The following is a 16,954-nucleotide window of genomic DNA, read 5'->3' on the forward strand; positions in this document are numbered from 1 at the left end:
GGCGGCCGATGCCGCCCGGTTTGGGAAGGGGCAAGCATGGTCGAACGGATCGAGAGACCGTGGAGCGAAGGCGCTCAGGCGCCACAAGAACCGATGGCCGGGCGGACCAAGCGAAAGTCGCCGACCAGCGTCCGCATCTTACGCATGCTGATCGCGGCGCTACTTCTGGCGTTCGCCGTCTGGATTCCCGTGGAAATTTGGAGCCGCTATCACCTGCCGCAGCCAGACGAGCCCACGCACGCCGAGCCCGCCCCAGCGCAGGGCGGTGGCGGACAGTCCGGCAGTGAAGCACCGACGCCCGCCGGGCGGGCAAGCGCGCCGAAGACTAACGCGCAGTAGGCGGGGCCGGCGCTTGCCCCGGCTTTCGGGCAAATGGCGGGTTCTTATTTGTTCTGGACATTGCCGGCGCAGTTTTCGATAAGAAAGCGCACAGGCCGGTTGTCCTGCGCCGTTCGCGGCGCCTGCACCCGGATTGGATAGGGTGGAATCGATGGCAAAGACAGATATTGCACGGCGCGTTTACAACCACGCTTGGAAACTCGACCCGATCGTCCGCAGCCTGATCGACACGGACTTCTACAAGCTGTTGATGCTGCAGATGATCTGGAAGCTCTATCCTGATGTCAACGCCACCTTCACCGTCATCAACCGTACCAAGCGGGTGCTGCTTGCCGAGGAGATCGACGAAGGGGAACTGCGCGCACAGCTCGACCACGCACGCACGCTGCGGCTCTCCAAGAAGGAGATGATCTGGCTGGCGGGTAACAGCTTCTATGGCCGCGCGCAGATCTTCGAGCCCGAATTCCTGGCCTGGCTGTCGCATTTCCAGCTGCCGGAATACGAGCTTTCGAAGCGCGACGGACAGTACAGGCTCGATTTCCACGGCTCGTGGAAAGAGACCACGATGTGGGAAATCCCCGCACTCGCAATCATCAACGAGCTGCGCTCGCGCTCAGCGCTACGCGCGCTCGGGCCGTTTACGCTCGACGTGCTCTATGCCCGCGCCAAGGCGCGCATGTGGGAGAAGGTCGAGCGCCTGCGCGAACTGCCGGGCCTGCGCATCTCCGACTTCGGCACGCGGCGGCGCCATAGCTTCCTGTGGCAGCGCTGGTGCGTGGAAGCCTTGAAGGAAGGCATCGGCGCCGGCTTTACCGGCACCAGCAACGTGCTGCTTGCCATGGACAACGATCTCGAAGCCGTCGGCACCAACGCGCATGAGTTGCCGATGGTGGCGGCCGCGCTTGCCGAGACCGACGATGAGCTGCGCAACGCGCCGTACAAGGTGCTGCGCGACTGGAACAAGCTTTACGGCGGCAACCTTCTGATCGTGCTGCCCGATGCCTTCGGCACGGCGGCCTTCCTGCGCGACGCGCCGGAATGGGTGGCGGACTGGACGGGTTTCCGCCCCGACAGCGCACCGCCGATCGAAGGCGGCGAGAAGATCATCGAATGGTGGAAGAAGATGGGACGCGATCCCCGGCAGAAGATGCTGATCTTCTCCGACGGCATGGATGTCGATGCGATCATCGACACCTACAAGCACTTCGAGGGCCGCGTGCGCATGAGCTTCGGCTGGGGCACCAACCTCACCAACGACTTCGCCGGCTGCGCGCCGACGGAGATTTCCGGCCTCAACCCGATCTCGATCGTCTGCAAGGTGAGCGACGCCAACGGCCGCCCGGCCGTCAAGCTTTCCGACAACCCGCAGAAGGCGACGGGCGAGCCTGAGGAAGTGCAGCGCTATCTGAAGTTCTTCGGTACCGAGGATCTGGTCGATCAGGCCGTTCTGGTCTGAGACGCGCTTACCGACGCATGTGTTTTGAGACGAGGGAACGGCCACGTGATCTCGTGACAGCGACGTGACGTCAATCTGCCGCCCGACCCCGTTCTTAAGTTAACGGCAGTCGCGTTCCGACGCTGCGTTTACAGCATATTGGCGGGGATGCAAGGCGGCAGGCCGTGCTTGCCTCGTGATCCCGATCATTCGAGCCGACCGGGCGCCTCGCTCTCGGGCGCCCGTAGCCCGCTTACTTGACGACGAGGATCGCCTTGCCGCGGACCCTGTCGTAGAGGTCGATGATATCCTGGTTGAACATGCGCACACAGCCGGAAGAGGCGTTCTTGCCGATCGAGCGCCATTCCGGCGAGCCGTGGATGCGATAGAGCGTGTCCTGGCCATCCTGAAAGATATAGAGCGCGCGGGCGCCGAGCGGATTGCTGAGCCCCGGCGGCATGCCTTCTTTCCACTCGCTGAGCTTCGGATTGCGGCCGATCATGGCCGGCGTCGGCGTCCAGGTCGGCCATTTGCGCTTCCACTGGATCACCGCCCGCCCCTTCCAGGCGCGGCCCTGGGCGCCCAGGCTGACGCCATAGCGGACCGCCCGGTCGTTCTTCAGAATGAAATAAAGGAACTTGGTCTCGGTATCGACGACGATGGAGCCCGCCGGCTCGTCGCTGTGATAATCGACCTCCTGGCGCAGATAGCGCGGATCGACCTCGGCATAGCTGATCGCCGGGAGACGATAGTTGCTGTCATCGAGATCGGCGTAGATCAGCGGATAATCCGGCTTGTCGACCGGGCGCTCCGGCTGAGATACGGCGGCCTCGGCGACGGGTGCCGGAGCCTCGACGGCCGGCGGCTTGGGCATGGCGACGTCGACCGGCTGGGAGGGAAGCTGCGTGCAGGCCGCAAGCAGCGAAACGCCGGCCGCCGCGACAAGCGACCGAAGAATGGAGAGGCTATGCAATTTCAGGGTATCCAATGCGAGAGGTAAGCTGTGATCCCTCTCCCTGGCCGGGCATCGGTGACCAAATTGTGTTCGCGGAAGGAAATACAGAAGGGCCCGGGAGCTTCCGCGCGGGGCTGTTGGCGGAATGCAACAGGGTGGTGAAGTGCTGGGCGTAGGGCGCAAAAAGCCAGCGTTGACTAACGGATCGCACGTCGTTGGGGAGACGGAGATAGCAGCATCGATTTCCGAGGAAATGGCGGACAAGGTGGGATTCGAACCCACGGTACGCTTTCACGTACACACGCGTTCCAGGCGTGCGCCTTAAACCACTCGGCCACCTGTCCTGCTGCTTGATTTGGCACCCTTCGGCGCAAATCGTTGGAACGGCGCGATATATACCGAGGAATTTTCAGGGATCAACCTAAATCTAACAGTTTTTTGACTTCTTCCAGCAAAAGTGCCGGAATGCGGTCCATTGCGGTTCCGGCGGCAGGGCACTAGTGTCTTTAAGTCTTGGAGAATGGGCGCAACTGGCCGGGCCAAATCCGGCGGATCGGTGGCGGAGAGTGTAATGCGTTTCCTTTTGCGTTTGGCGAGCCTGATCGCGCTGGCGGTTGCGGTTATTGCTGGAACGATCGACAGCATCCAGTCCGTGGCGGCATCTTCGGTCGTCATCACGCCGATGGGCGATGCCTGGCAGGACATGAGCGCATCCTCCTTCGAGGCGCTGCAATCGACCATCGCCTACTATATTCACCCCCGCTTCTACACGATCGCCTTCCAGTGGCTGATGATGCAGCCGGCTTTCGCGGTGTTCCTGGTGCTGTCGCTCCTCCTGTGGATGGCGGGGTACAAGAAGCCGCCGGTGGCCGGCCGTTTCGCGGCCTAGGCCAAGACGCCGGTCTCAGGCATCCTCGTCCACATTTATGCTACCTGACGTGGCGGTGAATGCCCTTTGGCGGCCATGCGCGCATGATGCGGACACGAGGCACATCGCGGCTGGCGGTGCATGGCGGCGTCTCAAATGACTAGAAAAATCGCATTTTAGCGGTGCTTTTGCGTAAAAAACGATTGCGCTGGCCGGTTTTTACGCAATGTCGGCAATTTTTTACCAGCCGAAAAATTTCTCGTGAATTTTCATTGGAGCCATGCAAGGATGCGGCAAGCCAGGCCTCCGGGGGGAGGTCGGTGGTTCCGCAGACATGCCTGAAAACGGGCTTGCGGGAGGACCCCTAACAAATAGCAACAACAGGGCTGCACAATGAAAAAATCCCTTCTGACCGTCCTTGCCGTGGCTGCCATGTCCACGACGGCGCTCGCTGCCGACGTCAAGCCGGCACTGGTCTACGGCACCGGCGGAAAGTTCGACAAGTCCTTCAACGAAGCCGCCTACAATGGCGCCGAGAAGTTCAAGAAGGAAACCGGTATCGCCTACCGCGACTTCGAGCCGACCGGCGACACCCAGGGCGAACAGGCCATCCGCAACTTCGCCAGCCGCGGCTTCAACCCGGTTGTAGCAGTCTCCTTCGCCTGGACTTCGGCGATCGAAAAGGTTGCCGCCGAATTCCCGGACACCAAGTTCATCATCGTTGACGCCGTTGTCGACAAGCCGAACGTCCGCTCGGTCGTCTACAAGGAAGAAGAAGGTTCGTACCTCGTCGGCGTTCTCGCCGGCATGGCATCCAAGACCGGCAAGGTAGGCTTCGTCGGCGGCATGGACATTCCGCTGATCCGCAAGTTCGAGTGCGGCTACGAGCAGGGCGCGCGCGCTGCCAACGCCAAGATGGAAGTGTTCCAGAACATGACCGGCACGACCGGTGCTGCATGGAACGACCCGGTTCGCGGCGGTGAGCTCACCAAGAACCAGATCGACCAGGGCGCCGACGTGATCTACGCGGCAGCCGGCGCAACCGGTCTCGGCGTTCTGCAGACGGCCGCCGACAACAAGAAGTTCTCGATCGGCGTCGATTCGAACCAGAACCACCTGCATCCGGGCTCGGTCCTGACCTCGATGGTCAAGCGCGTCGACCTCGCCGTCTACAATGCCTACACCGACACCAAGGCCGACAAGTTCACCGGCGGCGTGCAGTCGCTCGGCGTCAAGGAAGACGGCGTTGCTGCTGCCATCGACGACAACAACAAGGCGCTGATCACGCCTGAAATGCTGGCCGCCGTCGAAAAGGCCAAGGCAGACATCATCGCGGGCACCGTCAAGGTTCACGATTACACCTCGGACAACGCCTGCCCGAAGTGATCCGCGCCTGAAATTGGGCGTATGGCGGAATTGATTTTCGCCATACGCCCTTTTCGTATCTGGAGCCTGCTGTGACTGACACGCCCGCTATCGAACTTGTGGGCATCGACAAGAAATTCGGTGCCGTCCACGCCAACAAAGACATCAACCTCACTGTCGCCAAGGGATCGATCCACGGCATCATCGGGGAAAACGGAGCCGGAAAATCGACGCTGATGTCGATCATCTACGGCTTCTACCACGCCGATCAGGGCGAGATCCGGGTCAACGGCCAGGCCGTGACGATCAAGGACAGCCAGACGGCGATCGCAACCGGTATCGGCATGGTGCACCAGCACTTCATGCTGGTCGACAATTTCACGGTGCTCGAGAACATCATGCTCGGCGCCGAAGGCGGAGCGCTGCTCGCCAGAGGCGTGGCGTCTGCCCGCGCCGAGCTGAAGCGGCTGGAAAAGGAATACGGCCTCGAGGTCAACCCGGATGCGCTGATCGAGCAGCTCCCCGTCGGCCTGCAGCAGCGCGTCGAAATCCTCAAAGCCATGTATCGTGGCGCCGAGATTCTGATCCTCGACGAGCCCACGGGCGTTCTGACGCCGGCCGAGGCCGACCATCTGTTCCGCATCCTGAAAGTGCTGCGCGACCAGGGCAAGACAGTCATTCTCATCACCCACAAGCTGCGCGAGATCATGGCGATCACCGATACGGTGTCGGTCATGCGTCGCGGCGAGATGGTGGCCACGCGCAAGACTGCGGAGACGACGGTCGAGGAACTGGCCGAGCTGATGGTCGGCCGCCGCGTGCTCTTGCGCGTGCAGAAGGGCGAGGCCAATCCCGGCAAGGTCATCCTGTCGGTGCGCAATCTGACGGTGAAGGACGACCGTGGCGTTGTCATGGTCGACAACGTGTCGTTCGACGTGCGCGCCGGCGAGATCGTCGGCGTGGCGGGTGTGGCCGGCAACGGGCAATCGGAACTCTTGGAAGCGATCGCGGGCATCCGCAAGCCGCATTCGGGCGAGATCCTGCTCGACGGCCAGCCCATCGACAAGGCCGATCCGGCGCGGCTGCGGGAGCTCGGCCTCGCGCACATCCCCGAAGACCGCCACCATATGGGTCTCGTGCTGAAGTTCGAGGAATACGAGAACGCGGTGCTCGGCTATCACCGCAAACCTGAATACAGCAAGGGCCCGCTGCTCGATCTCGAGGCGATCCGCAAGGACGCGATGGAGAAGATCGAGAAATACGACATCCGGCCGCCGAATCCACGGCTGAAGACCGCCAACTTCTCCGGCGGCAACCAGCAAAAGATCGTCGTCGCCCGCGAAATCGAGCGCGACCCGACGGCGCTGATCATCGGCCAGCCGACGCGCGGCGTCGACATCGGCGCCATCGAATTCATTCACCGCCGGATCATCGAGATGCGCGACGCGGGCAAGGCGATCCTGCTCGTCTCCGTCGAGCTCGACGAAATCCGCGCCCTTTCAGACCGTATCCTTGTCATGTTCGCCGGCCATGTCGTCGGCGAGAAGACGCCCGATGCCGGTGAACAGACCCTCGGCCTGATGATGGCCGGCATTGCCGCGTGAGGCCTTGATGAGCACTGCTTCCACTCCCCTACCCCGCTGGATCAACTACGGCCTCATCCCGATCCTGAACCTTCTCACCGCCTTCCTGATATCAGGCTTCGTCGTCTGGCTGATCGGCGAAAGCCCGATCGGCGCGCTGCAGCTTCTGATCGAAGGCGCGCTCGGGAGCGGCGAAGGCATCGGCTTTACGCTGTACTACGCCACCAGCTTCATCTTCACCGGCCTTTCCGTGGCGGTCGCCATCCATGCCGGGCTGTTCAACATCGGCTCCGAGGGCCAGGCCTATCTCGGCGGTCTCGGCTGCGCGCTGGTGGCGCTGGCGCTCGACAAGTTCGTGCCGTGGTATGTGACCATGCCCGTGGCCGTGATCGGCGCCGGCCTGTTCGGTGCGGCCTGGGCCTTCATTCCAGCCTGGCTGCAGGCCAAGCGCGGCAGCCATATCGTCATCACCACGATCATGTTCAACTATATCGGTGCGGCGCTGATGGTCTATCTGCTCGTCCACGTGCTGATCGTGCCGGGCAAGATGGCGCCTGAGACCCGCACCTTCCTCGAAGGCGGCCAGTTGCCGAAGCTCGGCTGGATCATGGACATGTTTGGCGCCAAGCTGGGTGCCGCCCCCTTCAATGTCTCCTTCATCATCGCGCTTGTGGCCGCCTATTTCGTCTGGCTGCTGATCTGGCGCACCAAGCTCGGCTTCGAGATGCGCACGCTCGGCGTCAGCCCGAGCGCGGCGGCCTATGCCGGCATTCCCTATGCACGCATCGTCATCATCGCCATGCTGCTTTCGGGCGCGCTGGCGGGGATGATGGCGCTCAACCCCGTCATGGGCTCGTCGGCCCGCCTGCAGGTCGAGTTCGTCGGCGGAGCCGGCTTCGTCGGCATCGCGGTGTCGCTGATGGGGCGCAATCATCCTGTCGGCATCGTGCTCTCGGCGATCCTGTTCGGCATCCTCTACCAGGGCGGCGACTGGATCTCGTTCGAGATGCCCAACATCACCCGCGAGATGATCCTCGTCATCCAGGGTCTGGTGATCCTGTTTGCCGGCGCGCTTGAATATATGTACCGGCCGGCGATGGTGCGTCTCTACCAACAGTTCAAGCGGGCGTAAGGAGCGCGACGATGGAATATTACGACATCTTCATCAGCGTTTTGAGCTCCACCATCCGCCTGTCTATCCCGTTGATCTTCACCGCGCTGGCTGGCCTGTTCTCCGAACGCGCCGGCGTCTTCGACATCGGGCTCGAGGGCAAGATGCTGGGCTCGGCCTTTGCCGCCGCCTGTGTCGCCTATCTCACGGATTCCGCCTGGGCGGGGCTTTGCGCCGGCATTATCTGCTCGGTGGCGCTGAGCTTCGTGCACGGCTTTGCCTCGATCACCAACCGCGGCAATCAGATCATATCGGGCGTCGCGATCAACTTCTTCGTGGCCGGTATCACCATCGTGCTCGGCCAGGCCTGGTTCGGCCAGGGCGGGCGCACGCCGCAGCTGGCCGGCGACGCGCGCTTCACGCCGATCACGCTTCCGGGCGCCGACGCGCTGCGCGAGGTGCCGATCCTTGGGCCGCTCTATGCCAACGTCATCTCCGGCAACAATATCCTGACCTACCTCGCCTTCCTGGCTGTGCCGCTCTCGTGGTGGATCCTCTACCGCACGCGCTTCGGTCTTCGTCTGCGTGCCGTCGGTGAAAATCCGGGGGCGGTCGACACCGCCGGCATTTCGGTGAGCTGGCTGCGCTACCGCGCCGTCATATGCGCCGGCATTCTCTGCGGCTTCTCCGGCACGTATCTGGCCATCGCGCAGTCGGCAGCCTTCATCAAGGACATGTCGGCCGGCAAGGGCTATATCGCGCTCGCCGCACTCGTCTTCGCCAAGTGGAAGCCGGTACCGGTCATGTTCGCCTGCCTGCTGTTCGGCTTCCTCGATGCGCTCGGCAACTTCATGCAGGGCAAGCCGATCCCCGGTATCGGCGAGGTGCCGGTGCAGATCTTCCAGGCCCTGCCCTATATCCTCACCTGCGTGCTGCTTGCGGGTTTCATCGGCAAAGCCATCCCGCCGAAGGCCGGCGGCACACCCTATGTCAAGGAACGCTAAGAACATGTCCCACGACCTCTTCGAAGCTGCCCGCGGCGCCATGGCATTCGCCCACGCGCCCTACTCCAAGTTCCCCGTCGGTGCTGCGATCCGCGCCGAGGACGGCAAGGTCTATACCGGCGCCAACATCGAGAACCTTTCTTTCCCACAGGGCTGGTGCGCGGAGCCGACCGCTATCAGCGCCATGATCATGGGTGGGGCGAAGAAGATCGTCGAGATGGCCGTGATCGCCGAGAAGCTGCCGCTCTGCCCGCCTTGCGGCGGCTGCCGGCAGAAGATCTCGGAATTCGCCTCCAAGGATACGAAGATCTACCTCTGCGACGAAGCCGGCGTGAAAAAGACCATGACCATGGACGAACTGCTTCCCTTCAGCTTCGAGACCGAACTCTGATGCAGGCGGCGCTCGACCTGCTGAAGGCACGTCTCGGCGGGCTTTCGCCGCGCTACGGCGTCATCCTCGGCTCAGGGCTCGGCTCGCTGGTGGCGGAGCTCAGGGATGCGGTTCGCATACCCTATCAGGATGTTCCGGGCTTTCCCGTCAGCGCGGTTTCCGGCCATGCCGGCGAGGTCGTTGCCGGCACGCTTGGCGGCGTGCCTTTGATCATGCTGTCGGGGCGCGTGCACTTCTACGAGACGGGCGATGCCAACGCCATGCGGCGGCCGATCGAGGTGTTGAAGGCGCTCGGCGTCGAGGCGCTGATCCTGACGAATTCGGCGGGATCGCTGCGCGAGGATCTGGCGCCGGGATCGGTGATGCAGATCACCGACCACATCAACTATTCCGGCATCAACCCGCTGATCGGCGAGGAGAGCGACCGCCGCTTCGTGGGCATGACCAATGCCTATGATAGCGCGCTTGCTGAGGCGATGCGGCGGGCGGCGGAGAAGACTGGGACAGCGCTTTCTGAGGGCGTCTACATGTGGTTTTCGGGCCCGAGCTTCGAAACGCCGGCGGAGATCCGCATGGCCCGTATTCTCGGCGCAGATGCCGTGGGCATGTCGACCGTGCCTGAAGTGATCATTGCCCGAATGCTCGACATGAGGGTTGCGGCTGCTTCCGTTATCACCAACTATGGGGCCGGAATGACCGGTTCGGAACTGAGCCACGACGAAACCAAGGAGATGGCGCCCATCGGCGGTGCCCGTCTTGCCGCCATCCTGAAAGAGATGATCGCGGCTGGAGGAAATGACGCATGAGCAATCACTCGCTGAAGGAAACGGCGGCCGTGGCGCTGTCGTTGCTTGATCTCACCAACCTCAAGGACGACTGCACGGAGGCGCAGATCGAGGCCCTGTGCGCACGCGCGCAGACGCCCTACGGCAATAGCGCGGCGATCTGCATCTGGCCGCGCTTCGTGGCGCATGCGCGCTCGATCCTCGGCAGCGGCCATCCCGTGAAGATCGCCACCGTCGTGAACTTCCCCTCCGGCGACATGGAGGTCGCCGACGTGGCGGCCGAGACGCGCGAGGCGATCGCCGACGGCGCCGACGAGATCGATCTCGTCATCCCCTATCGCAAATTCATCGCCGGCAGCGGCCGGGCCGTCACAGACATGGTTGCCGCCGTGCGCGCCGAATGCGGCGAGGCGGTGCTGTTGAAGGTAATCCTCGAGACCGGCGAGATCAAGGATGCGGCGATGATCCGCCGCGCCTCCGAACTGGCGATCGAGGCAGGCGCCGACTTCATCAAGACCTCGACCGGCAAGGTGTCCGTCAACGCGACGCTTGAAGCGGCCGACATCATGCTTCGCGCCATTCGCCAAAGCGGTCGCAAGGTCGGCTTCAAGCCGGCGGGCGGCATTGCCTCGGTTGCGGATGCAGCACTTTATCTGAGCCTGGCGGAAACGATCATGGCGCCTGACTGGCCGATGCCCTCGACCTTCCGCTTCGGCGCTTCCGGCGTGCTCGACGACATCATTGCGGTTCTTTCCGGCACGCAATCGGCACCGGCGACCGCCGCGAGCTACTGAGATGATCCCGCAGGAGATCATTCGCCGCAAGCGCGACGGCGCGGTGCTGTCCGATGACGATATCCAGGCGTTCATCGCAGCACTTGCGGCGGGCAAGCTCTCCGAGGGGCAGATCGGCGCCTTTGCTATGGCCGTGTGGTTCAAGGGGATGCGCCGCGAGGAGACCGTTTCGCTGACCATGGCGATGGCGCGCTCCGGCGATATGCTCGACTGGAGCGATCTCGACCGGCCGATCGCCGACAAGCATTCGACCGGCGGCGTCGGCGACAATGTCTCGCTGATGCTGGCGCCGATCGCGGCGGCCTGCGGGCTGGCAGTGCCGATGATCTCGGGGCGCGGGCTCGGCCACACCGGCGGAACGCTCGACAAGCTGGAATCCATACCAGGCTATACGGTTACTCCTGATGCCGCGCTGTTTCGCAAGGTGGTGCGCGAGGCGGGCTGCGCCATCATCGGCCAGACGGCGGCGCTGGCGCCGGCGGACGGCAAGCTCTACGCGGTGCGCGACGTGACCGCTACGGTGGATTCCATTCCGCTGATCACCGCCTCGATCCTGTCGAAGAAGCTGGCCGCCGGGTTGCAGACACTGGTGCTCGACGTCAAGGCCGGCAACGGCGCCTTCATGGCCTCGTCCGACGAGGCCGAGCAGCTGGCACGGTCGCTGGTCGAGGTGGCCAATGGCGCCGGGCTGAAGACTTCGGCCGTCATCACCGACATGAACCAGCCGCTGGCGGATGCCGTGGGCAACGCGCTGGAGATCCGCAACGCGATCGCGTTCCTCGCGGGCGAGAAGAGCGGCACAAGGCTGGAGAACGTGGTTCTCGCCTTCGCGGCCGAGATGCTCGTCCAGTCGGGCGTCGCATCGTCGCGGGAGGATGGCGAGGCGCGGGCGGCCGAGGCGCTGTCCTCAGGCAAGGCGGCGGAGATATTCGGGCGCATGGCGCAAATGCTGGGCGGCCCGTCGGACCTCATGGAAAAGCCTGACAGCTATCTGCCGGCTGCCCCTGCCATCCGGCCTGTCGTGGCCACGCGAAGCGGCTGGCTTGCGGCCTGCAACAGCAGGGATATCGGGATGAGCGTGATCGATCTCGGCGGCGGGCGGCGACACCCCGATGACCGGATCGACCATAGGGTGGGGTTCAGCGATATCCTGCCGCTCGGCACGCACGTCGAGCGCGGCGAGCCGATCGCCTTCGTGCATGCGGCAAACGATGATGCGGCGGAAATAGCGGCTGCGGCGCTTCAGGCGAACTACGCGATCGGCGACAGCGCGCCCGCGCTGCCACCGGTCATTTCATCGCGCTTCTGACTACTGCTTCATGCTGAGCGAGCCGTCGGCCACCGCGTAGGAGGCGAGCTTCTTCAGGAAGCTCATACCAACAAGCGTCGAGGACAGGGCCTCGTCCTTGAGGACGAAAGCCTCGACATCGCGCACGCGAATGCCGCCGATCTCGACGCGGTCGAGCATGATATGCGCGGCCTTGGTCTGGCCATTGGCGGTGTTGACCGAATAGCGGAAATCGAGCTGGTTGGCGGTGTAGCCGAGACGACGGGCCATGGTCTCGTTGAGCGCAACGTAAGTCGCGCCGGTATCGATCAGGCCAGAGACCGACTTGCCATTGATGCGGAAATCGCCGGTGTAGTGGCCCTGCTGATCGGCCTGCAGGCGCATGCTGGTGCCATTGCCTGAGATTGCGGTCGTGGGGGCGGGATCGATCGCGCCGGAGACGAAATTGGCGGAGATCGGGCCTTCCGGGCGCGTAGGCGTGCTTCCGATGAAGGAAGGAACCTGTGTGGCAAGCACCGCGGCGATGCTTGCGAATATGACTGTACGCAAGAGCATGGAAACAGAAATCCTTCCTGTATAAACCGTGCATCATGCGCGGCCGTATCTTTAGCAGCTAAGCCACAATTGCTGAAAAGTTGCTAACGGCGGAAGGAGATAAGGCCTGGAAACATAGTCCAGGCCCCATGTAACATTTCAAATGGTAAACGGCGCGTTAATTACTTCGTGCCGTACATGCGGTCGCCGGCATCGCCGAGACCGGGCATGATATAGCCCTTCTCGTTGAGATGGCTGTCGATCGAGGCCGTGTAGATCTTCACGTCGGGATGGGCTTCCTGGAAGTTCTTGATGCCCTCGGGGGCAGCGAGCAGGCAGAGGAAGCGGATGTTGGTCGCGCCGCGCTCCTTCAGCTTGTGAATGGCGGCGATCGAGGAATTGCCGGTCGCGAGCATCGGATCGACGACGATCATCAGGCGCTCATCGAGCGCTTCGGGCGCCTTGAAATAGTATTCCACGGGCTGAAGCGTGTCGTGATCGCGATACATGCCGATATGCGAGACGCGCGCGGAGGGTACCAGCTCCAGCATGCCTTCGAGCAGGCCGTTGCCGGCGCGCAGGATCGACACGAAGACCAGCTTCTTGCCTTCGAGGATCGGCGATTCCATCGTCTGCATCGGCGTTTCGATGGTTGCCATCGTCAGCTCGAGATCGCGCGTCACCTCGTAACACAGGAGCGTGGAGATTTCCCGCAACAGGCGGCGGAAGCTGCCCGTCGACGTTTCCTTACGCCGCATGATGGTGAGTTTGTGCTGCACGAGCGGATGATCGATGACCGTTACGCCGTTCATGGCCGAGCCCTTTCTTTAGCTGTTCTTATAGCATGTTTCTTCCACGGAATTTGCCTCCGCCGCAAGAGCAGAGGGCAAATTGCCCCTGTGATCCCCAATCTGGCGATCCCCAATCTGGCCCGGATCGGGACGGATCAGAGCCTGGCCAGAAGCTCGCTACGCGTGGCCTCGTCGACGAAGGCGGCCTCGATGCCGGTGCGGGTAAATTCATTGATCTCGGCGTCGCTGAAGCCGAAGGCGGAGGAAGCGAGTTCGTATTCCCGCTCGAGCGAGGTGTGGAAGAAGGGCGGATCGTCGGAGCTGATCGTAACACGCACGCCTTCATCCTTCAGCGCGCGCAGCGGGTGCGACTGGAAATCCGGGAAGACCTTGAGCGCGATGTTCGAGCCCGGGCAGACTTCCAGCACCGTGCCGAGATCGGCCAGCCGCTTGACGAGATCGGCATCCTCGATGGCACGCACGCCATGGCCGATACGGGCCGGGCGAACCGCATCCAGCGCATCTGTAACGCTGAAAGCGCCGCAGACTTCGCCGGCGTGGATGGTGAGGCCGAGGCCGGCGTCGCGGGCGATATCGAAGGCGCGGGCATAGTCCGCCACGCGGCCCATGCGCTCCTCGCCCGCGAGGTTGAAGCCGGTGATAAGCGGGTTGCGGGCGCTTGCGGCGTATTCGGCGGCGCCGATGACGCTGTCAGGGCCGAAATGGCGTTCGCCGGTGACGATCAGCCTCGCTTCGATGCCCGATGCCGCCTTGGCGCGGCGGATGCCCTCACACACGCCTGCGATATAGGCGTCGGCGCCGAGGCCGATGCGCTTGCCATGATCGGGCGAGACGATGAGCTCGCTATAGAGCGTGCCGATCGCGGCGAGTTCGGCCAAATAGGTTTCGGTCAGCAGCGCATAGTCCTCGTCGGTCTTGTAGACCTCGGAGATCTTGTCGTAGCACTCGAGGAAGCTTGCGAAATCATGCCAGACATAGGCGCCGTCCTTCAGATAGGCGCTGATGTCGATGTTGTACTTGCGGGCCTGCGCCAAAGTGAGCGCCGGCGGAGCGGCACCTTCCAGATGACAGTGCAGCTCGACTTTCTTCAGATGCGACGTCACAGAAAACTCCTCCCGTGCGGGCCGGCGGGGATGCGCAGATGCTGGGCAATGGTCTCGCCGATATCGGCGTAGCTCGAACGAATGCCGAGATTGCGCGGGCGATGGCCGGGGCCGTAGGCGATGATGGGAACCCGCTCGCGGGTGTGATCGGTGCCGCGCCAGGTCGGATCGCAACCGTGATCGGCGGTGATGATGACGAGATCGCCGGGCTTCAGCTTGCCGCCAACTTCCGACAGGCGCGCGTCGAAGGCCTCGAGTGCCGCGGCATAGCCCGGCACGTCGCGGCGGTGGCCGTAGAGCATGTCGAAATCGACGAAATTGGTGAAGACGAGATCGCCATCCTCGGCCACATCCATGGCTTCCAGCGTCGCGTCCATCCGCGCCGCGTTGCCATTGGCCTTGACGACCCGCGAGACGCCCTGGTGGGCGAAGATATCGCCGACCTTGCCGACGGCATGGACCGTGCGGCCTTCCTTCACCAATCTGTCGAGCAGCGTCGGCTCGGGCGGCGGCACGGAGAAATCACGGCGATTGCCGGTGCGCTCGAACGTGGCCTTGGTTTCGCCGACGAAGGGGCGGGCGATGACGCGGCCGATGTTTTCACGGTCGAGAAGGGCGCGGGCGATGGAGCAGAAGGTCATCAGCCGCTCAAGGCCGAAATGCTTCTCGTGGGCCGCGACCTGGAAGACGGAGTCAGACGAGGTGTAGCAGATCGGCTTGCCGGTGCGGATATGTTCCTCGCCGTAGCGGGCGATGATGTCGGTGCCGGAGGCGTGGCAATTGCCGAGGATGCCGGGCACTTCGGCGGCGCGGCACAGCGCTTCCACGAATTCGGGTGCGAAGGCGTCGCCCTCGGTCGGGAAATAGCCCCAGTCGAAATTGACGGGCGTGCCAGCGATCTCCCAATGGCCCGACGGCGTATCCTTGCCGCGCGAGACCTCGTTGGCCGAGCCGAAGCTGGCATAGACCTTCTCGGCCATCGGCATGCCCACGGGTATCTTGCCGGATGCGGCCTTTGCGAGGTGCAGGAGGCCGAGCGCTGACAGGTTCGGCAGCTGCAATGGCCCTGATCGCAGGCCCTCGCGGTCGCCCAGGCCGGCGGCGCAGAATTCGGCGATATGGCCGAGCGTATCCGCCCCCTCGTCGCCATAGGCGGCCGCATCGGGCGCGCCACCGACGCCGAAGGAATCCATCACGAATAGAAAGGCACGCGGCATGTTTCACCCGACACTGAAAAGCTGGCGCGCCGGATTGCCGGCCGCAGGGTCACAAGCCTTATAACGGAGACGTCACGATGGCAAATACCGAGGCAAATGCGGGCGCTGGAGCGTGCCGTTCAGCAGTCGCTACAGAGAACGTTGTCGCCCTGGCGCTGCCGGTAATAATAGGTACGGCTAATGGTGATGGTGCTGTTGTTCGGCATGAGATTGGGCGCGAAGAGGAACAGCTTGTAGGGTATGGACAGCTCCGAGCGGACGAGGAAGCTGTTGGCCTTCTTGAGATCGGTCGGCACGGTCACGGCGGAATTGACCGCGTAGGGACGGCTGTTGTCCTGCGCCCAGGACCACTTGACGGTCGGGTTGGCCGAGGCATCGATCTGGATACCTGTAATCTTCAGGCTCAGCGTGGTTCCGGCATTGTAGGGCACGAAGATCGCGGCTGCAGCATTGGGCATGTCGGCGAGCCAGGACTTCGTCACCGTCTGCTGCTGCGTGACGATATCCGCCACCGTGGCGGCCGCGCGCGAGGCGCGCTTGCTGACGCTGAGACCGATGGTGATCTCGAATGCGCCGACATAGAGCATGACGAGGATCGGGAAGAGAATGGCGAACTCGATCGCGCCCATGCCGTCGCGGTCACCGGCGAAGCGGCGAGACAGAGCCTTCAGCTTGTCGATTGCGCTGCGGATCCTCATCACGGGTATTGCTCGTTCTGGAACGCGGCGGTGGCGACAATCAGGAAGTAGGCCGAGGAGCCGTCCGATGGCCGGACGTTGGAGATATAGGGGCGGATGAGATCGCCGATGACCTGCCACTTGTAATAGGCCCGCACCATGTTGATGGTGCCGGCGCCACCGGGTGCATATTGGAGTTTCGATGTGTCGAGGTCCGAATAGCTAGCGGTCGTTTTTGTCGGAATGGTCGTCGGGATGGCCGCGAAGGTCGCGAACTTTTGGACATCAACGAAAAGCTTGCTTGGCGTTGCCGCTTCCGTCGCCGAACAGGTGATCAGGATCGAGATCTCCTTGCAGAAGGCGGTGCGAAAGGCGGTGCGGTCGGTATTGGTGGCGGTGATCTGGCCGGTGCGGATCTTGCGGCCCAGCGTATCGACGGCGTTGGACACGAGCTCTTCGCCGGCAAAGGCGATGAAGGTTTCAATGATCGCGAAGACCACCATGAAATAGGGAATGGCAAGAAGCGCGAATTCGATCGCCGCGGCGCCGTCACGCGAGCGCCTGAAAGCGGCAAAGGACCACCGTCGCTTACATTCGCGCCGATCCGTCCGTTCCGCTGTTTGATCCAATTCCGTCATGGTTTGTATCCGACACAGCTTTGTTCATGCAGTTTTAGGTGCCGAACGTTGATTT

General features: G+C 63.0%; 18 protein-coding genes and 1 tRNA gene. 11 read left to right on the plus strand and 8 right to left on the minus strand.

The features are described 5' to 3' along the window. Positions 1-36 precede the first annotated feature (36 nt). A complete protein-coding gene (locus J5286_RS00775) occupies positions 37-339 on the plus strand; it encodes a hypothetical protein (protein WP_209188740.1) in 303 nt (100 codons plus the stop codon). 151 nt (positions 340-490) lie between these two features. Further along, positions 491-1,795, plus strand: coding sequence for a nicotinate phosphoribosyltransferase (pncB, locus tag J5286_RS00780; protein ID WP_018899205.1), 1,305 nt, complete (start codon positions 491-493; stop codon positions 1,793-1,795). 232 nt (positions 1,796-2,027) lie between these two features. On the opposite strand, the gene J5286_RS00785 is transcribed toward pncB, so the two are convergent. Continuing rightward, positions 2,028-2,747: a L,D-transpeptidase gene (locus tag J5286_RS00785; RefSeq protein WP_245205296.1), complete on the minus strand. Its 720-nt coding sequence runs from the start codon at positions 2,745-2,747 to the stop codon at positions 2,028-2,030. 236 nt (positions 2,748-2,983) lie between these two features. Further along, a tRNA-Ser gene (locus tag J5286_RS00790) sits at positions 2,984-3,073 on the minus strand. Positions 3,074-3,300: 227 nt separating this feature from the next. Between J5286_RS00790 and J5286_RS00795 the strand changes: the two genes are divergently transcribed. From J5286_RS00795 to deoA, 9 genes are all read left to right on the plus strand, one after another. After that, positions 3,301-3,618 carry a hypothetical protein gene (locus J5286_RS00795; protein ID WP_018899203.1) on the plus strand — a complete coding sequence of 106 codons (318 nt, stop codon included), beginning with the start codon at positions 3,301-3,303 and terminating at the stop codon, positions 3,616-3,618. 372 nt (positions 3,619-3,990) lie between these two features. Continuing rightward, positions 3,991-4,983 (plus strand): BMP family lipoprotein, encoded by a 993-nt coding sequence (locus J5286_RS00800; protein WP_018899202.1) that lies wholly within the window; start codon positions 3,991-3,993, stop codon positions 4,981-4,983. Between the two features lie 71 nt (positions 4,984-5,054). Continuing rightward, positions 5,055-6,566 (plus strand): ABC transporter ATP-binding protein, encoded by a 1,512-nt coding sequence (locus J5286_RS00805; RefSeq protein WP_209188738.1) that lies wholly within the window; start codon positions 5,055-5,057, stop codon positions 6,564-6,566. Between the two features lie 7 nt (positions 6,567-6,573). Continuing rightward, positions 6,574-7,677 carry an ABC transporter permease gene (locus tag J5286_RS00810; RefSeq protein WP_018899200.1) on the plus strand — a complete coding sequence of 368 codons (1,104 nt, stop codon included), beginning with the start codon at positions 6,574-6,576 and terminating at the stop codon, positions 7,675-7,677. Between the two features lie 11 nt (positions 7,678-7,688). Next, positions 7,689-8,660, plus strand: coding sequence for an ABC transporter permease (locus tag J5286_RS00815; protein ID WP_209188737.1), 972 nt, complete (start codon positions 7,689-7,691; stop codon positions 8,658-8,660). 4 nt (positions 8,661-8,664) lie between these two features. Beyond that, positions 8,665-9,051 (plus strand): cytidine deaminase, encoded by a 387-nt coding sequence (locus J5286_RS00820; protein ID WP_209188736.1) that lies wholly within the window; start codon positions 8,665-8,667, stop codon positions 9,049-9,051. Beyond that, positions 9,051-9,857 (plus strand): purine-nucleoside phosphorylase, encoded by an 807-nt coding sequence (locus J5286_RS00825; protein ID WP_209188735.1) that lies wholly within the window; start codon positions 9,051-9,053, stop codon positions 9,855-9,857. The genes J5286_RS00820 and J5286_RS00825 overlap by 1 nt, the downstream gene beginning before the upstream one ends. Further along, positions 9,854-10,630: a deoxyribose-phosphate aldolase gene (gene deoC / locus J5286_RS00830; RefSeq protein ID WP_209188734.1), complete on the plus strand. Its 777-nt coding sequence runs from the start codon at positions 9,854-9,856 to the stop codon at positions 10,628-10,630. The genes J5286_RS00825 and deoC overlap by 4 nt, the downstream gene beginning before the upstream one ends. 1 nt (position 10,631) lies before the next feature. Continuing rightward, the gene (gene deoA, locus J5286_RS00835; RefSeq protein ID WP_209188733.1) at positions 10,632-11,939 is read left to right on the plus strand and encodes a thymidine phosphorylase; all 1,308 of its coding nucleotides are present in this window, start codon (positions 10,632-10,634) and stop codon (positions 11,937-11,939) included. On the opposite strand, the gene J5286_RS00840 is transcribed toward deoA, so the two are convergent. From J5286_RS00840 to J5286_RS00865, 6 genes are all read right to left on the minus strand, one after another. Beyond that, the gene (locus J5286_RS00840) at positions 11,940-12,473 is read right to left on the minus strand and encodes a TIGR02281 family clan AA aspartic protease (RefSeq protein WP_209188732.1); all 534 of its coding nucleotides are present in this window, start codon (positions 12,471-12,473) and stop codon (positions 11,940-11,942) included. A gap of 161 nt (positions 12,474-12,634) precedes the next feature. Then, a complete protein-coding gene (gene upp / locus J5286_RS00845) occupies positions 12,635-13,264 on the minus strand; it encodes a uracil phosphoribosyltransferase (protein WP_047506686.1) in 630 nt (209 codons plus the stop codon). A gap of 134 nt (positions 13,265-13,398) precedes the next feature. Further along, the gene (locus J5286_RS00850; RefSeq protein WP_209188731.1) at positions 13,399-14,367 is read right to left on the minus strand and encodes an adenosine deaminase; all 969 of its coding nucleotides are present in this window, start codon (positions 14,365-14,367) and stop codon (positions 13,399-13,401) included. After that, a complete protein-coding gene (locus J5286_RS00855) occupies positions 14,364-15,584 on the minus strand; it encodes a phosphopentomutase (RefSeq protein WP_209215321.1) in 1,221 nt (406 codons plus the stop codon). The genes J5286_RS00850 and J5286_RS00855 overlap by 4 nt, the downstream gene beginning before the upstream one ends. A gap of 119 nt (positions 15,585-15,703) precedes the next feature. After that, positions 15,704-16,282 (minus strand): TadE/TadG family type IV pilus assembly protein, encoded by a 579-nt coding sequence (locus J5286_RS00860; protein ID WP_209188729.1) that lies wholly within the window; start codon positions 16,280-16,282, stop codon positions 15,704-15,706. Continuing rightward, positions 16,282-16,899 carry a TadE/TadG family type IV pilus assembly protein gene (locus J5286_RS00865; protein WP_209188728.1) on the minus strand — a complete coding sequence of 206 codons (618 nt, stop codon included), beginning with the start codon at positions 16,897-16,899 and terminating at the stop codon, positions 16,282-16,284. Before J5286_RS00865 ends, J5286_RS00860 begins: the two co-directional genes overlap by 1 nt. Between the last annotated feature and the right edge of the window lie 55 nt (positions 16,900-16,954).

This window comes from Rhizobium sp. 16-488-2b, assembly GCF_017741815.1.
Lineage (GTDB): Bacteria > Pseudomonadota > Alphaproteobacteria > Rhizobiales > Rhizobiaceae > Rhizobium.

Bases quoted from the DNA above. Each gene is read 5' to 3' on its own strand.
- J5286_RS00775 (WP_209188740.1), top strand. From the start codon at position 37: ATGGTCGAACGGATCGAGAGACCGTGGAGCGAAGGCGCTCAGGCGCCA.
- pncB (WP_018899205.1), top strand. From the start codon at position 491: ATGGCAAAGACAGATATTGCACGGCGCGTTTACAACCACGCTTGGAAA.
- J5286_RS00795 (WP_018899203.1), top strand. From the start codon at position 3,301: ATGCGTTTCCTTTTGCGTTTGGCGAGCCTGATCGCGCTGGCGGTTGCG.
- J5286_RS00800 (WP_018899202.1), top strand. From the start codon at position 3,991: ATGAAAAAATCCCTTCTGACCGTCCTTGCCGTGGCTGCCATGTCCACG.
- J5286_RS00810 (WP_018899200.1), top strand. From the start codon at position 6,574: ATGAGCACTGCTTCCACTCCCCTACCCCGCTGGATCAACTACGGCCTC.
- J5286_RS00815 (WP_209188737.1), top strand. From the start codon at position 7,689: ATGGAATATTACGACATCTTCATCAGCGTTTTGAGCTCCACCATCCGC.
- J5286_RS00820 (WP_209188736.1), top strand. From the start codon at position 8,665: ATGTCCCACGACCTCTTCGAAGCTGCCCGCGGCGCCATGGCATTCGCC.
- J5286_RS00825 (WP_209188735.1), top strand. From the start codon at position 9,051: ATGCAGGCGGCGCTCGACCTGCTGAAGGCACGTCTCGGCGGGCTTTCG.
- deoC (WP_209188734.1), top strand. From the start codon at position 9,854: ATGAGCAATCACTCGCTGAAGGAAACGGCGGCCGTGGCGCTGTCGTTG.
- deoA (WP_209188733.1), top strand. From the start codon at position 10,632: ATGATCCCGCAGGAGATCATTCGCCGCAAGCGCGACGGCGCGGTGCTG.
- J5286_RS00840 (WP_209188732.1), bottom strand. From the start codon at position 12,473: ATGCTCTTGCGTACAGTCATATTCGCAAGCATCGCCGCGGTGCTTGCC.
- upp (WP_047506686.1), bottom strand. From the start codon at position 13,264: ATGAACGGCGTAACGGTCATCGATCATCCGCTCGTGCAGCACAAACTC.
- J5286_RS00855 (WP_209215321.1), bottom strand. From the start codon at position 15,584: ATGCCGCGTGCCTTTCTATTCGTGATGGATTCCTTCGGCGTCGGTGGC.
- J5286_RS00860 (WP_209188729.1), bottom strand. From the start codon at position 16,282: ATGAGGATCCGCAGCGCAATCGACAAGCTGAAGGCTCTGTCTCGCCGC.
- J5286_RS00865 (WP_209188728.1), bottom strand. From the start codon at position 16,899: ATGACGGAATTGGATCAAACAGCGGAACGGACGGATCGGCGCGAATGT.